The sequence below is a fragment of the Streptomyces sp. NPDC052225 genome (genome assembly GCF_040679615.1).
Classification (GTDB): domain Bacteria; phylum Actinomycetota; class Actinomycetes; order Streptomycetales; family Streptomycetaceae; genus Streptomyces.
In genome coordinates, this window is record NZ_JBFAVD010000014.1 from 29,269 (window position 1) to 43,429 (window position 14,161).

The window sequence follows — 14,161 nt, forward strand, 5'->3', positions numbered from 1 at the left end:
CAGCCAGCGTCATACGGTCCACTCGAAGCGCGGCGCCCGCCGTTCCAGGAACGCGGCGACACCCTCCGCGGTGTCGCCGCTGCCGCGCGCCTGCGCGGCCCAGTGCGCGTCCCGGTCCGCGCGCCCCGCCACGAACTCCTTCGCCGCGGCCTGGGTGAGGAGCGAACGCGACGCCAGTACGCGGGTGAACTCGGCCACCCGCTTGTCCAGTTCGGCCCCGTCCCAGACCTCGTCGACGAGCCCGGTCCGCAGCGCCCGCTCCGTGCCGATCAACTCGCCCGAGAACAACAGGTACTTGGCGGTCGCGGGCCCGACCAGCGCGGCGAGCCGGCGCGTCGACGACGCCGGATAGACGATCCCGAGCTTCGCGGGCGTCACCCCGAACAGCGCGCCCTCCGCGGCGAACCGCAGATCGCACGCCGCCGCCAACTGGCTGCCGCCGCCCACGCAGTAGCCCCGTACGACGGCCAGCGTCGGCTTCGGGAACGCCGCGAGGGCGTCCTCGGCCGCGACCGCGAGCCCCTGCGCGGCACCCTTGCCCAGCGTCGAGATGTCGGCGCCCGCGCAGAACGTCTCACCCGCCCCCGTCAGCACCAGGGCGCGCACCGCCGGGTCCGTTGCGAGCTCGGCGAGCAGCGGCGGCAGGGCGGCCCACATGCCGTCGGTCATGGCGTTGCGCTTCGCCGGATGGTCGATGACGACGGTTGCGATGCCGTCGGCGACGGAGTGCGTGAGCCGCGGCGGGGAGACGGGAGCCATGCGCCGGATGCTATCCGCAGCGGGCGAACGTACGATCTGAAGGGGGTGCCGACAGGAGGCGCCGATGGCTGAACCGCAGGATCAGGAAGCGGCGGCGGGGCCGCCGCTGACCGGGAAGGTCACCACCGACGAGCGCGGCCCGGACCGGCGGCGCCGCAAGATGCGCCGCGGCTTCGGCTGGCTCGCGGCCCTCGGCGTCGTGCTCGTCCTGGCGGGCCTCGTCGGTCTCGCCTACACCGCCTTCGCCACGCTCACCTCGATGCTGCTCTTCGGCTGGCTGCTGCTGCTCGGCGGCCTCGTGGGACTGCTGCACGCGGTCCAGTCGCGCGGCACCAACTTCTTCTGGCTCGGCGTCGTCGTCGCGGCCCTCAACCTCGCGGCCGGCATCGTCGTCATCCGCCACCCCGAGGGCACCGCCGAGGCGCTGACCATGTTCGCCGCGCTGCTCTTCCTCACCGGCGGCGTCTTCCGGCTCGTCGGCGGTCTCGTCGTACGGGGGCAGTATCTCGGCTGGACGCTGGTGCAGGGCGCGTTCGGCATCCTGCTCGGCGTCCTGGTCCTCGGCAACTGGCCGGAGAGCAGCCGCTACGTCCTCGGCTGTTTCTTCTCCCTCGCGCTGCTCTTCGACGGGCTCGGGCTGCTCGCGACCGGTCTGGGCGGCCGGCGCATCGTCCGTCTCGTACAACAAGCTGAAGAGCCTCTGAAAGAGGACTCATTGGGGCGGGACCAGTCGGAGAACTGACCCTGTCATACGCCATCGGTCAAATTCCGTCGATACGCGCTGACTTCTGGTCAGTCATTCGGTCCGGACCAGTGGATTCTCAACACTCGAAGGGTGGTGACAATCGAGCGCAAGGGCGGCGACCGGACGATGAGCGGCCACGGGTGGGGGTCCCGCCCAAGTCCTCAGGGCAGTGGGGGAGTTCCCCTCGACCGACCATCGAACGAGCCGCTGCCGTACGAAGGAGTCTGGCGCTTCACCGCCGAGGCGGTCGACGCCTCCGTGCCGCAGGCCCGCCGCGCGGTGCGCGAACTGCTCGCCCGGCAGGGGGTGCCCGCCCCCGACGACCTGGTGCACGGGCTGCTCGTGATCGTCTCCGAGCTGGTGACGAACGCGGTGAAGCACGCGGCCCTGCTCTCCCCGATGCTTGCCGTGGAGGTGGCCGTCGGGGCGGAGTGGGTGCGCGTCTCCGTGGAGGACGACCACCCCTACCGCCCCACGGCACTCGAGGCCACCAGCGGACAGACCGGCGGGCGCGGGCTGCTGCTCGTCCGGGAGATCACCGCGGAGGCGGGCGGCGTCTGCGACGTCGCCCACACCGCGAGCGGGGGCAAGGTCATCTGGGCGGCCCTGCCCCTGCCCGCCGCGCACTTCTGAGCGTTACCAGCCGGCCGCCTGGCCCGTCAGCTCCTTGATCGCGGGGCGCGCCGCGTCGAGCACGGTCATGAACCACGCGGAGAACGGGTCCTTCGCGTGCCGCTCGGCCAGCTCCCCGGCCGTCACGAACGCCGTCGCCCCGACCTCCTCCGGGTCCGGGTTCAGCGGTGCCTGCACCATCCCCACGAAGAGGTGGTTGAACTCCTGCTCCACCAGGCCCGACTCCGGGTCCGGGTGGTTGTAGCGCACGGTGCCGGCCTCCGCCATCAGCGACGGCGAGACGCCGAGCTCCTCGAACGTGCGCCGGGCGGCCGCCGCGAACGGCGCCTCACCCGGGTACGGGTGCCCGCAGCAGGTGTTCGACCACACGCCGGGGGAGTGGTACTTGCCGAGCGCCCGCTGCTGGAGCAGCAGCCGCCCCTGCTCGTCGAAGAGGAACACGGAGAACGCTCTGTGCAGCTGCCCCGGCGCCTGGTGGGCGGCGAGCTTCTCCGCCGTGCCGATCGTCCTGCCGTCCTCGTCGACGAGTTCCAGCAAGATCGCTTCTCCGGTGCCGTTCGACGAACTGTTCGCCGCGGTGGCAGGTGTGATCGGCATACCCATCCTTCGCTTCGGTTTTCCGGACCAAGTCTGCCGTACGGGACGCGGACTCCCGGGCCATACCGTCCCCCGCATGTCCCGCCCGGCCGCACGGCCGGGCGGAACCACCGTAGGGCCTGTCCGGCGGATCTTGTCGCGGGCGCGGGGTCCACCACGCCGATCTGCGGCGTTGTCGTCGGTTGCCAACGCTCCGCGTTGTCGCCCTCTTCCGCCTTGCATCTCGACGCGCCGGACCCCGCTCACCCGGCGATGACGTGCGCGGGCCTCCTGTGATGCGACCTGACCCTCCCCCCAGCCTTCGGCCGGGGGGACCCACTGACAGGCGCTGGGGTCCGCTCAGACGCCGAAGGCGGCCGGGTAGGAGATAGTGCCCCGCGGGAGCTGCCCGGAATCGGGTCCGTCACCCAGGGCCAGCGCCATCATCGCCTCGTCGGGCACGTCGAACCCGGGCCTGATGCCGTACGCCGACGCGGGCCCGAAGCCGAACCGCGGGTAGTACTCGGGGTGTCCGAGAACCAGCACGATCCGCTCCCCGCGCGCGCGTGCCGCATCGAGCACCGCGCGTACGACGGCCGAGCCTGCCCCCGTGCGCTGGTCCTGCGGGCGGACGGCCACGGGCGCGAGCGCCGCCGCCGGTTCCCCGTCCACGGTGCAGCGGGTGATCAGCGCGTACGCGGCGACCGAGCCGTCCGGCGCCTCGGCGACGTACGAGAGGCCGTCCAGCCAGGCGCCCTCGTCGGCGCGCAGGGCGTCGACGAGATCGGCCTCGGCCGGCGTCGGGAACGCGGCGGCGTTGACCGCGTGCACCGCGGCCCGGTCGCCGTCGGTCTCGGGCCGGGTGGGCCAGGCCGCGGCGGGCCGCAGCACATAGCCTCCGTACCCGTAATCGGCAGCGTGCTCGCGGCGCATCGCCAGCTCCGCGCGCGTGGCGGCCAGCGCCACGGCCATGCCCGGCCGCGCCGGATCGGCGGCGTCGGCGCGCGCGGCGAGCGGGGCGTAGTACTCGTCCCAGTCGGACTCGGGCTGCCGGTAGGCCCCGAGCACGGAGTACCCGGCGGCCGTGCAGGCTCGCAGGTTCTCCTCGGCGGTACGCAGCTTGTAGTGCTCCTCCCAGAAGGCGCGGGCCTCGGGGGAGGGGGTGTCGGTCGTCCACTCGCACTCGGTGAGCACGAGCGTGCCGCCCGGCGCGAGCAGCCGCTTCCACCGCTCGAGCGCGGTGTCGAAGCCGATGCTGTACGCCGAGCTCTCGGCCCACACCAGATCGAACGAACCATCCGGACAAGGGAGTTCGCCCATGTCGGCGTTGACGACATGAACACGGCCGTCGAGGGCACGCTCGCGCGCCGCGGCGCGCAGCTCGTCGAGGAATGGCTCGTGCAGATCGACGGCCGTCACCTCCCCGCCGGTCTCGGCGGCGAGCAGCAGCGCGCTGCGGCCCGGACCGCAGCCCAGGTCGAGGATGCGCGGACAGGCGGGCAGCTCACCCGCGTAGGAGAGAAGACGCCGTGTGGTGGCGTCGGAACCGGGGCCCTGCCGGGGAAGTCCGTGGTGCAGAGCGAAGAAGGAATCGCGTACGACGTTGTTGTCGTCGGTCAACGTAAGAACCCTTGGGTGAAGGGACCCGCTCAGAAGGAGAGGGCCCGAGGAATGGTGGGGATGCACCTGTCGCTGCGCACGGCAGCGCTCACCGCGACGACAGTCATCAACCCACCTCCTCAAAGATCCGTGGCCAAAGTACCACGGAGCGTGGGTCGGTCGCTTTCGGCGGACATCAGTGGCAGAGCTTCGCCTCGTGCTCCGCGTGACCGGTGGGCTCCAGCTGGAACGTGCAGTGCTCCACGTCGAAGTGGTCGCCGAGGCAGCCCTGGAGTTCGTGCAGCATCTTCTCGTTGCCGATCGCGCTCAGCACGTCGGGGCTGACGACCACGTGCGCGGAGAGCACCGGCATGCCCGAGGTGATCGTCCAGGCGTGCAGGTCGTGGACGTCCTCGACGCCGGGCAGCGCCAGTATGTGCGTCCTGACCTCGGCCATGTCGACGCCCCTCGGGGCCGATTCGAGCAGCACGTTCAGGGTCTCGCGCAGCAGCTTCACCGTGCGCGGGACGATCATGAGGCCGATGACGATCGACGCGATCGGGTCGGCCGGCTGCCAGCCCGTCGTCAGGATGATCACGGCCGAGATCAGCACCGCCACCGAGCCGAGCGCGTCGGCGGCCACTTCGAGGAACGCGCCGCGCACGTTCAGGCTCTCCTGCTGGCCCTTGACGAGCAGCGACAGCGAGATCATGTTCGCGACCAGGCCGATCAGGCCGTAGACGATCGTCAGGCCGCCCGCCGTCTGCGCCGGTTCCATGAAGCGCTGGATCGCCTCGTACAGGACGTAACCGCCGACGCCGAGCAGCAGCAGACAGTTGGCGAGCGCGGCGAGGATCTCGGCGCGCGCATAGCCGAACGTGCGCTGCTCGCTGGCCGGGCGGTTCGCGAAGTGGATCGCGATCAGGGCCATCGCGAGGCCGAGCGCGTCCGTCGCCATGTGGGCGGCGTCCGCGATCAGTGCCAGCGAGTCGGCCACGACGCCGCCGACGATCTCCACCACCATCACGGTCAGCGTGATCGACAGCGCGATGCGCAGCCGGCCCCGGTGGGCGGCGGCGGCCGTTCCGGTCGTGGGTCCCTGGCCGTGCCCGTGGTCGTGGCTGTGCCCGACGCCCATCGAAACCGCCCTCCGTATCGGTTCGCCGTACCGCCCCGGTCGGGGGCGGCGATCACAGTGAACTACGGGGAGGGGGTATCTGCAAACACTGCACTGAACACCGTTGTCATATGCCCTGACCTGCGGAAACGAAGAACTCCATGTGTGCAGGTCAGGGCGCCGGAAAGATCATTCAGGCGTCGCCTCGGGGTGTCGCAGACACCACCCCGCCCAGGCCGACTCCACCATCTCGCGCACCCCGCGCGTCGCCGACCAGCCGAGCTCCTTCTCGGCGAGCGCCGAGGAGGCGACCGCGCGCGGCGCGTCACCGGGGCGGCGCGGCTCGACGAGCGTGGGCGTGCGGTCGCCGGAGACGTCCGCGATCACGTCCACGAGTTCGCGTACGGAGACGCCCTGACCGGTGCCGATGTTCAGGGTCAGGTCGCCGCTCGCGTCGGGGCGCAGGAGCCGGCGGGCCGCGGCGAGGTGCGCCTCCGCGAGGTCCGCGACGTGGATGTAGTCCCGTACGCACGTGCCGTCCGGCGTCGGGTAGTCGTCGCCGAAGATCCGCGGGGACTCGCCGCGCGTGAGGCGGTCGAAGACCATCGGGATCACGTTGAAGACGCCGATGTCGGCGAGGGCGGGCTCGGCGGCCCCGGCCACGTTGAAGTAGCGCAGGCAGACCGTCGCCATGCCGTGCGCCTGCCCCGCCGCCCGCACCAGCCACTCGCCGGCCAGCTTCGTCTCGCCGTACGGGTTCACGGGCGCACACGGCGTCGACTCGGTGATCAGGTCGGTGTCGGGGTTGCCGTAGACCGCGGCCGACGACGAGAACACGAAGCGGCGCACGCCCGCGGCGGCGACCGTCTCGAGGAGCGTGGCGAGCCCGCCGACGTTCTCCCGGTAGTAGAGCTCGGGCTTCTCGACCGACTCGCCGACCTGCTTGTGCGCCGCGAGGTGCACCACGCCCGTCACCTCGTGCTCGGCGCAGACCCGGGCCACGAGATCCGCGTCCAGGGCCGAGCCGCGGACCAGGGGAAGGTCCGGGGGCAGCCGGTCGGGCACGCCCGACGTCACGTTGTCGAGGACCACGACGCGCTCCCCGGCGCCCGCCATCGCCCGTGCCACATGTGCCCCGATGTATCCGGCTCCGCCGGTGATCAGCCACGTCATGACGCACCACCCTAAGCCGGACCCCGGCCGGTGGCGGCCGCCCGCGGGTTTGTCGGCCGGGGCCTTGATCGACAATGATGAATGGGCGGCCTGGCCTACGCAGACCGTGTGGGACAGGGGCCAATCGGGCCGTAAACGGGCGGTGAACGTCCGCTTCTCATCATCCGATAGCCTCTGCCGACATGCCGCCCGGCCCCCGGAAAATCGGGGCTCAGGGCGCCCCCATCGTGTGCATGAGCCCGGCGCCCTCGCGTCGGCACCCAAGGAGTGAGTTCGTCTGTCGACCGCCATCGTCACCGGCCAGCCGGTCCCCGGGTCGTCCCTGGAGGGCGATCTGCGGGCGCTCGGCTTCGACGTACGGCTCGCCCCGGACGCGGCGGACGCCGAAGCGGCGCTCGCCACCGTCCCCGGCGGCCGGCGGGTCGCCGTCGTGGACGCGGGCTTCGTGGGCCATGTCCACGCCCTGCGCCTCGGCCTCACCGACCCCCGCTTCCCCGCCTCCGCGATCCCCGGCGCCGTCTCGGTGCTGCCCTCCGCACGGCAGGCACTGAACCGGGCCTTCGCGGAGAGCGGCCCGCACCCCGACGCCCTCGCCACGTCCCTGGAGGCGGCCGGCACCGAGGTGCGCCGCCCCGAACTCGGCGAACTCGTCGCGGACGTGCCCGCCGACCCGCAGGCCCGCAACGAGGCCCGCCAGCGCGTCGCCGCCGTCGACGACGAGGCGATCCGGCTGCGTACGGCGGTCAAGGCGCGGGACGGCTTCTTCACCACGTACTGCATCAGCCCCTACTCCCGCTACATCGCTCGCTGGTGCGCACGCCGCGGCCTGACCCCGAACCAGGTCACCACCGCGTCGCTGCTCACCGCCCTGATCGCGGCGGGCTGCGCGGCCACCGGCACGCGCCCCGGCTTCGTCGCCGCGGGCCTGCTGCTCCTCTTCTCCTTCGTCCTCGACTGCACGGACGGGCAGCTCGCCCGCTACTCGCTGCAGTACTCGACGCTCGGCGCCTGGCTGGACGCGACGTTCGACCGCGCCAAGGAGTACGCCTACTACGCGGGTCTCGCCCTCGGCGCGGCCAACGCGAACGGCGACGACGTGTGGGCCCTCGCCCTCGGCGCCATGGTCCTCCAGTCCTGCCGCCACATCGTCGACTTCTCCTTCAACGAGGCGAACCACGACGCGAGCGCCAACACCAGCCCCACAGCGGCCCTTTCGGACAAGCTCGACAGCGTCGGGTGGACGGTCTGGCTGCGCCGGATGATAGTGCTGCCGATCGGCGAACGCTGGGCGCTGATCGCGATCCTCACCGCGCTGACCACCCCGCGCGTCACCTTCGTCGTCCTCCTCATCGGCTGCGCGCTCGCCGCCTGCTACACCACCGCGGGACGCGTGCTGCGCTCGCTCACCCGCAAGGCCCGCCGCACCGACCGCGCCGCCCAGGCCCTCGCCGATCTCGCCGACACCGGCCCGATCGCGCAGCTGTTCAGCAAGGTGAAGGCGCCCCTTCCCGCCCCCGTGACCGCCGCGCTCGGCGGCGTGGCCGTCGTCACTGTGAGTGCTCTCACGGACGTCGGCGGCCCCTGGCCGATCGTGGCCGCGGCCGTGTACTGCGTCACGTCGGGCCTCGCCGTCGCCCGCCCCCTCAAGGGCGCCCTCGACTGGCTCGTGCCCCCCGTTTTCCGGGCCTCGGAGTACCTGACGATCCTCGTCCTCGCGGCCCGCTCGGACGTCGACCAGGCGCTTCCCGCGGCTTTCGGGCTGGTGGGGGCGGTCGCCTACCATCACTACGACACGGTGTACCGCATTCGCGGCGGCACCGGAGCGCCCCCGCACTGGCTGGTGCGGGCGATCGGCGGGCACGAAGGCAGAACGCTGGTGGTCACGATCCTGGCCGCGCTGTTCACAACGACAGATTTCACCGTCGCGCTCACGGTCCTCGCCGTGTTCGTGGCACTCGTGGTGCTCGCCGAGAGCATCCGCTTCTGGGTCTCTGCTGGAGCACCCGCCGTACACGATGAAGGAGAACCCGCATGATCGGCCTCGTCCTGGCCGCCGGCGCCGGCAGCCGGCTCCGCCCCTACACCGAGACGCTTCCCAAGGCGCTCGTGCCCGTCGTGGGCGAGGGAACCGAGAACGAGCTCTCCGTCCTCGACCTCACCCTGAAGAACTTCGCCGAGATCGGCCTCGAAGAGGTCGGCATCATCGTCGGCTACCGCAAGGAGGTCGTCTACGAGCGCAAGGCTGCGCTCGAGGCGAAGTACGGCCTGAAGCTGACGCTGATCGAGAACGACGTCGCCGAGAAGTGGAACAACGCCTACTCCCTGTGGTGCGGCCGTGACGCCATCAAGCACTCGGTGATCCTCGCCAACGGCGACACCGTGCACCCGGTCTCCGTCGAGAAGACGCTGCTCGCCGCCCGCGGCGACGGCAAGAAGATCATCCTCGCGCTCGACACGGTCAAGGACCTGGGCGACGAGGAGATGAAGGTCGTCGTGGACCCCGCCAAGGGCGTCCAGAAGATCACGAAGCTGATGGAGCCCTCCGAGGCCACCGGCGAGTACATCGGCGTCACCCTCATCGAGGGCGAGGCCGCCGACGAGCTGGCCGACGCCCTGAAGGCCACGTACGAGCGTGACCCGCAGCTGTACTACGAGGACGGCTACCAGGAGCTCGTGAACCGCGGCTTCAAGGTCGACGTCGCGCCCATCGGCGACGTGCCGTGGGTCGAGATCGACAACCACGACGACCTGGCCAAGGCTCGGGAGATCGCGTGCCAGTACTGACGAGGCTCATCCCCTCGCCGGTCGTCGTCGACATCCGGCCGGGGGCGCTCAACGACCTGGCCACCGTCCTCGCCGACCAGAGGATCTCGTCGTCCACGGGGCGCCTGGCCATCGCGATCAGCGGTGGCTCGGGCGCCGCCCTGCGCGCCCGTCTCGAGCCCTCGCTGCCCCGGGCCGACTGGTTCGAGGTCGGCGGCGGCACGCTCGACGACGCGATCAAGCTGGGCGACGAGGTCAAGAAGGCGGGGCGCTACGACGCCATCGTCGGCCTCGGCGGCGGCAAGATCATCGACTGCGGCAAGTTCGCCGCGGCGCGCGTGGGCCTGCCGCTGGTCGCCGTCGCGACGAACCTGTCGCACGACGGCCTGTGCTCGCCGGTCGCGACCCTCGACAACGACGCGGGTCGCGGCAGCTACGGCGTACCGAACCCGATCGCCGTCGTCATCGACCTCGACATCATCCGTGAGGCCCCGGCCCGCTTCGTGCGCTCCGGTATCGGCGACGCCCTGTCCAACATCTCCGCGGTCGCGGACTGGGAGCTGGCCGCACGGGAGCGCGGCGAGGACATCGACGGACTCGCGGCCGCCATGGCCCGCCAGGCCGGCGAGGCCGTGCTGCGGCACCCGGGCGGCGTCGGCGACGACGGCTTCCTCCAGGTCCTCGCCGAGGGTCTGGTCCTCACCGGTATCGCCATGTCCGTGTCGGGCGACTCCCGTCCGGCCTCCGGCGCCTGCCACGAGATCAACCACGCCTTCGACCTCCTCCACCCCAAGCGCGCCGCCAGCCACGGCGAGCAGTGCGGCCTGGGCGCGGCCTTCGCGATGCACCTGCGCGGTGCCCACGACGAGTCCGTGTACATGTCGCAGGTGCTGCGCCGGCACGGTCTGCCCGTGCTGCCCGAGGAGATCGGCTTCACCGTGGACGAGTTCGTCAAGGTCGTGGAGTTCGCTCCGCAGACCCGGCCGGGCCGCTACACGATCCTCGAGCACCTCGACCTCTCCACCGACCAGATCAGGGACGCCTACGCCGACTATGCAAAAGCCATCGGTAGCTGAACTCCGCCCGGTCGTTCACCCCGCCGGGGTGAAGGACCGCAGGAGCGGTGAGCACTGGATGGGCCGGCTCTACATGCGCGAGATCTCGCTGCGTGTCGACCGCCACCTGGTGAACACCAAGGTCACGCCCAACCAGCTGACCTACCTGATGACCGTCTGCGGTGTCCTGGCCGCCCCCGCGCTGCTCGTCCCGGGCATCTGGGGCGCGGTCCTCGGCGTCGTCGCGGTGCAGCTGTACCTGCTGCTCGACTGCGTCGACGGCGAGATCGCGCGCTGGCGCAAGCAGTACTCGCTGACCGGTGTCTGGATGGACCGTGTCGGCGCGTACCTCACCGACGCCGCCGTGCTCGTCGGCTTCGGCCTGCGCGCCGCCGACCTGTTCGGCGAGGGCCGCATCGACTGGCTGTGGGCCTTCCTCGGCACGCTCGCCGCGCTCGGCGCCATCCTGATCAAGTCCGAGACGGACCTGGTCGCCGTGGCCCGCGCGCAGAGCGGCAAGGAGCAGGTCAAGGAGGCGGCGTCCGAGATGCGCTCCTCCGGCATGGCGCTGGCCCGCAGGGCCGCCGCGATGCTCAACTTCCACCGGCTCATCCTCGGCATCGAGGCGACGCTGCTCATCCTGGTCCTCTCGATCGTGGACCAGATGCGCGGCGACCTGTTCTTCACGCGCCTCGGCGTGGCCGTCCTGGCGGGCATCGCGCTCCTCCAGACCCTGCTCCACCTCGTGTCCATCCTCGCTTCGAGCAGGCTGAAGTGACCCCGGACGCACGGCAGTTGAAGGTCGGCGCGGTTGTCATCACCATGGGCAACCGGCCGGCCGAGCTGCGCGCCCTCCTCGACTCGGTCGCCAAGCAGGACGGCGCCCCGGTCGAGGTGGTCGTGGTCGGCAACGGCTCGCCGGTCCCCGATGTCCCCGACGGCGTACGCACCGTCGAGCTGCCGGAGAACCTCGGCATCCCCGGCGGCCGCAACGTCGGCATCGAGGCGTTCGGCCCGTCGGGATCCGACGTCGACATCCTGATGTTCCTGGACGACGACGGCCTGCTGCCGCTGACCGACACGGCCGAGCTGTGCCGCGAGGCCTTCGCCGCCGACCCGAAGCTCGGCATCATCAGCTTCCGCATCGCGGACCCGGACACCGGCGAGACCCAGCGCCGCCACGTCCCGCGGCTGCGCGCCGCCGACCCGATGCGCTCCTCGCGCGTGACGACCTTCCTCGGCGGCGCCAACGCCGTCCGTACGCGGGTCATCGCCGAGGCCGGACCGCTGCCCGCCGAGTTCTTCTACGCCCATGAGGAGACCGACCTCGCCTGGCGGGCCCTCGACGCGGGCTGGATGATCGACTACCGCGCCGACATGGTCCTGCACCACCCGACCACGGCCCCGTCCCGGCACGCGGTGTACCACCGCATGGTGGCCCGCAACCGGGTCTGGCTGGCCCGCCGCAACCTGCCCGCGCCCCTGGTCCCCGTGTACCTCGGCGTGTGGCTGCTGCTGACCCTCGCCCGCCGTCCCTCGGGCCCGGCCCTGAAGGCCTGGCTGGGCGGTTTCAAGGAGGGCTGGACGACGCCGTGCGGCCCTCGGCGTCCGATGAAGTGGCGTACGGTGTGGCGCCTGACCCGACTGGGCCGACCTCCTGTCATCTGACAAGCTCATGTCTGAGAGCATTCGGGCCGAACCCGGTCCCTGGCTCCTCGCCTATGCCCGACCAGGCTGTGCTTTTGAAGACGAAAGTTCCCCTTGTGAGTGAGACAACGCATGACGGCGGTGTCGCGGTGAGCGCCGCCCCGTCGCCCGACGACGGGCTCTCCCCGGCCGAGCTCGCCGCCAAGTACGGCTTGTCCGTCAGCGGAGCGCGGCCCGGCCTGTCCGAGTACGTACGGCAGCTGTGGGGCCGGCGGCACTTCATCCTCGCCTTCTCGCAGGCGAAGCTGACCGCCCAGTACAGCCAGGCCAAGCTCGGCCAGGTCTGGCAGGTGGCGACGCCCCTGCTCAACGCCGTCGTCTACTACTTGATCTTCGGCTTGATCCTGGGCACCAAAAAGGGCATGACCCAGGAAGTGTTCATCCCGTTCCTGGTGACCGGCGTCTTCGTCTTCACCTTCACCCAGTCGTCGGTCATGGCGGGCGTGCGGGCGATCTCCGGCAACCTCGGCCTGGTACGCGCCCTGCACTTCCCGCGCGCCTCGCTGCCGATCTCCTTCGCGCTCCAGCAGCTCCAGCAGCTGATGTTCTCGATGATCGTGCTGTTCATCGTGGCGATCGGCTTCGGCAGCTATCCGAGCCTGTCGTGGCTGCTGATCATTCCGGCCCTCGCGTTGCAGTTCCTCTTCAACACGGGCCTGGCGCTGATCATGGCCAGGGCCGGGTCGAAGACCCCCGACCTCGCGCAGCTGATGCCGTTCGTGATGCGTACGTGGATGTACGCGTCCGGCGTCATGTTCTCCATCCCGATCATGCTCGAGGGCCATCCGCAGTGGGTCGCCGACGTGCTCCAGTGGAACCCCGCCGCCATCTACATGGACCTGGTGCGGTTCGCGCTGATCGACGGCTACGGCACCGAGAACCTGCCGCCGCACGTCTGGGCCGTGTCGGTCGGCTGGGCCGTCCTCGTCGCCGTCGGCGGCTTCGTCTACTTCTGGAAGTCCGAGGAGCGGTACGGCCGTGGCTGATCTCGACAAGAACCCCTCCGACGCCCGCGTTCCCACGGTCATCGCCGACGAGCTGCACATCGTGTACCGCGTCAACGGCGCCAAGACCGGCAAGGGCAGCGCGACCTCGGCGCTGAGCCGCATACTCAAGCGCGGCGAGGAGCGCGGCGTGCGCAAGGTGCACGCGGTCAAGGGCGTCTCCTTCACGTCGTACCGCGGCGAGGCCATCGGGCTGATCGGCTCGAACGGCTCCGGCAAGTCGACGCTGCTGCGCGCCATCGCCGGCCTGCTCCCCGCCGAGAAGGGGAAGGTCTACACCGACGGCCAGCCCTCGCTGCTCGGCGTGAACGCGGCCCTGATGAACGACCTCACGGGCGAGCGCAACGTGATCCTCGGCGGTCTCGCCATGGGCATGTCCCGTGAGGAGATCAAGGCGCGCTACCAGGACATCGTCGATTTCTCGGGCATCAACGAGAAGGGCGACTTCATCACGCTGCCGATGCGCACTTACTCGTCCGGCATGGCGGCCCGGCTGCGGTTCTCCATCGCGGCCGCCAAGGACCACGACGTGCTGATGATCGACGAGGCGCTCGCCACCGGTGACCGCAAGTTCCAGAAGCGCTCCGAGGCCCGCATCCGGGAGCTGCGCAAGGAGGCCGGCACGGTCTTCCTGGTGAGCCACAACAACAAGTCCATCCGCGACACCTGCGACCGCGTGCTCTGGCTGGAGCGCGGGGAGCTGCGTATGGACGGTCCGACGGGCGAGGTACTCAAGGAGTACGAGAAGTTCACGGGCAAGTAACCACCCGGCTCCGGCCCGCGTCATAGGAGGCTCCACCGAGTCGCATCGGTGGGGCCTCCGATGTGCTTGTAGTGGCCAAGCGATTTCCCGATCACGGTCAAGGACGGGTCAACTTCCTTGGCCTGAAGGAATCTTGGAGCCAATCGGTGTGTTCTTGTGATGTGCGGAACACCCCGCCGTGGCGAGCATCGTTGTACAACGTAAGCTGTACCGGTGCCTATTCGCGGCAAGTGGGGCGATAATGCGCGACGCCCGGTCCGGCGGGGC

Annotated in this window: 15 protein-coding genes; 9 read left to right on the forward strand and 6 right to left on the reverse strand. The window is 70.8% G+C overall.

The window, feature by feature from the left end:
* Positions 1-9: 9 nt before the first annotated feature.
* Positions 10-759 carry an enoyl-CoA hydratase-related protein gene (locus AB0L37_RS21145; protein ID WP_365507424.1) on the reverse strand — a complete coding sequence of 250 codons (750 nt, stop codon included), beginning with the start codon at positions 757-759 and terminating at the stop codon, positions 10-12.
* Positions 760-919: 160 nt separating this feature from the next.
* Between AB0L37_RS21145 and AB0L37_RS21150 the strand changes: the two genes are divergently transcribed.
* Both AB0L37_RS21150 and AB0L37_RS21155 read left to right on the forward strand, forming a co-directional pair.
* Complete coding sequence (locus AB0L37_RS21150) at positions 920-1,501, forward strand: DUF308 domain-containing protein (RefSeq protein ID WP_365507804.1); 582 nt, start codon at positions 920-922, stop codon at positions 1,499-1,501.
* 93 nt (positions 1,502-1,594) lie between these two features.
* Positions 1,595-2,137: an ATP-binding protein gene (locus tag AB0L37_RS21155; RefSeq protein ID WP_365507427.1), complete on the forward strand. Its 543-nt coding sequence runs from the start codon at positions 1,595-1,597 to the stop codon at positions 2,135-2,137.
* 3 nt (positions 2,138-2,140) lie between these two features.
* On the opposite strand, the gene idi is transcribed toward AB0L37_RS21155, so the two are convergent.
* The 5 genes from idi to AB0L37_RS21180 all read right to left on the reverse strand — a co-directional run bounded on the left by idi (position 2,141) and on the right by AB0L37_RS21180 (position 7,056).
* Entirely contained in the window at positions 2,141-2,734 is a 594-nt protein-coding gene (gene idi / locus AB0L37_RS21160) for an isopentenyl-diphosphate Delta-isomerase (protein ID WP_365507429.1), read from the reverse strand.
* A 339-nt stretch (positions 2,735-3,073) separates the two neighbouring features.
* Positions 3,074-4,333: a bifunctional class I SAM-dependent methyltransferase/N-acetyltransferase gene (locus tag AB0L37_RS21165; protein WP_365507432.1), complete on the reverse strand. Its 1,260-nt coding sequence runs from the start codon at positions 4,331-4,333 to the stop codon at positions 3,074-3,076.
* Positions 4,334-4,508: 175 nt separating this feature from the next.
* The gene (locus AB0L37_RS21170; protein WP_365507435.1) at positions 4,509-5,450 is read right to left on the reverse strand and encodes a cation diffusion facilitator family transporter; all 942 of its coding nucleotides are present in this window, start codon (positions 5,448-5,450) and stop codon (positions 4,509-4,511) included.
* A 168-nt stretch (positions 5,451-5,618) separates the two neighbouring features.
* The gene (gene galE / locus AB0L37_RS21175; RefSeq protein ID WP_365507438.1) at positions 5,619-6,602 is read right to left on the reverse strand and encodes a UDP-glucose 4-epimerase GalE; all 984 of its coding nucleotides are present in this window, start codon (positions 6,600-6,602) and stop codon (positions 5,619-5,621) included.
* A 211-nt stretch (positions 6,603-6,813) separates the two neighbouring features.
* Positions 6,814-7,056, reverse strand: a complete 243-nt coding sequence (locus tag AB0L37_RS21180) for a hypothetical protein (protein WP_365507441.1) — start codon at positions 7,054-7,056, stop codon at positions 6,814-6,816.
* On the opposite strand from AB0L37_RS21180, the gene AB0L37_RS21185 reads away from it, so the two are divergent.
* The 7 genes from AB0L37_RS21185 to AB0L37_RS21215 all read left to right on the forward strand — a co-directional run bounded on the left by AB0L37_RS21185 (position 7,048) and on the right by AB0L37_RS21215 (position 13,894).
* The gene (locus AB0L37_RS21185; protein ID WP_365507443.1) at positions 7,048-8,637 is read left to right on the forward strand and encodes a DUF5941 domain-containing protein; all 1,590 of its coding nucleotides are present in this window, start codon (positions 7,048-7,050) and stop codon (positions 8,635-8,637) included. The genes AB0L37_RS21180 and AB0L37_RS21185 overlap by 9 nt on opposite strands.
* On the forward strand, positions 8,634-9,386 hold the full coding sequence (locus tag AB0L37_RS21190) for a phosphocholine cytidylyltransferase family protein (RefSeq protein ID WP_365507446.1): 753 nt from the start codon (positions 8,634-8,636) through the stop codon (positions 9,384-9,386). The genes AB0L37_RS21185 and AB0L37_RS21190 overlap by 4 nt, the downstream gene beginning before the upstream one ends.
* On the forward strand, positions 9,374-10,441 hold the full coding sequence (locus AB0L37_RS21195; RefSeq protein WP_365507449.1) for an iron-containing alcohol dehydrogenase family protein: 1,068 nt from the start codon (positions 9,374-9,376) through the stop codon (positions 10,439-10,441). Before AB0L37_RS21190 ends, AB0L37_RS21195 begins: the two co-directional genes overlap by 13 nt.
* A complete protein-coding gene (locus tag AB0L37_RS21200) occupies positions 10,419-11,198 on the forward strand; it encodes a CDP-alcohol phosphatidyltransferase family protein (protein WP_365507452.1) in 780 nt (259 codons plus the stop codon). The genes AB0L37_RS21195 and AB0L37_RS21200 overlap by 23 nt, the downstream gene beginning before the upstream one ends.
* 44 nt (positions 11,199-11,242) lie before the next feature.
* On the forward strand, positions 11,243-12,088 hold the full coding sequence (locus AB0L37_RS21205) for a glycosyltransferase family 2 protein (RefSeq protein WP_365507806.1): 846 nt from the start codon (positions 11,243-11,245) through the stop codon (positions 12,086-12,088).
* 95 nt (positions 12,089-12,183) lie between these two features.
* On the forward strand, positions 12,184-13,113 hold the full coding sequence (locus AB0L37_RS21210; protein WP_365507454.1) for an ABC transporter permease: 930 nt from the start codon (positions 12,184-12,186) through the stop codon (positions 13,111-13,113).
* On the forward strand, positions 13,106-13,894 hold the full coding sequence (locus AB0L37_RS21215) for an ABC transporter ATP-binding protein (RefSeq protein WP_338702467.1): 789 nt from the start codon (positions 13,106-13,108) through the stop codon (positions 13,892-13,894). The genes AB0L37_RS21210 and AB0L37_RS21215 overlap by 8 nt, the downstream gene beginning before the upstream one ends.
* The last annotated feature ends 267 nt before the right edge of the window (positions 13,895-14,161 follow it).

What these genes read in the sequence shown, in the direction of transcription:
- AB0L37_RS21145 (WP_365507424.1), bottom strand. Translation starts at nt 759, where the DNA reads ATGGCTCCCGTCTCCCCGCCGCGGCTCACGCACTCCGTCGCCGACGGC.
- AB0L37_RS21150 (WP_365507804.1), top strand. Translation starts at nt 920, where the DNA reads ATGCGCCGCGGCTTCGGCTGGCTCGCGGCCCTCGGCGTCGTGCTCGTC.
- idi (WP_365507429.1), bottom strand. Translation starts at nt 2,734, where the DNA reads ATGCCGATCACACCTGCCACCGCGGCGAACAGTTCGTCGAACGGCACC.
- AB0L37_RS21170 (WP_365507435.1), bottom strand. Translation starts at nt 5,450, where the DNA reads ATGGGCGTCGGGCACAGCCACGACCACGGGCACGGCCAGGGACCCACG.
- galE (WP_365507438.1), bottom strand. Translation starts at nt 6,602, where the DNA reads ATGACGTGGCTGATCACCGGCGGAGCCGGATACATCGGGGCACATGTG.
- AB0L37_RS21180 (WP_365507441.1), bottom strand. Translation starts at nt 7,056, where the DNA reads ATGGCCCACGAAGCCCGCGTCCACGACGGCGACCCGCCGGCCGCCGGG.
- AB0L37_RS21190 (WP_365507446.1), top strand. Translation starts at nt 8,634, where the DNA reads ATGATCGGCCTCGTCCTGGCCGCCGGCGCCGGCAGCCGGCTCCGCCCC.
- AB0L37_RS21200 (WP_365507452.1), top strand. Translation starts at nt 10,419, where the DNA reads ATGCAAAAGCCATCGGTAGCTGAACTCCGCCCGGTCGTTCACCCCGCC.
- AB0L37_RS21205 (WP_365507806.1), top strand. Translation starts at nt 11,243, where the DNA reads ATGGGCAACCGGCCGGCCGAGCTGCGCGCCCTCCTCGACTCGGTCGCC.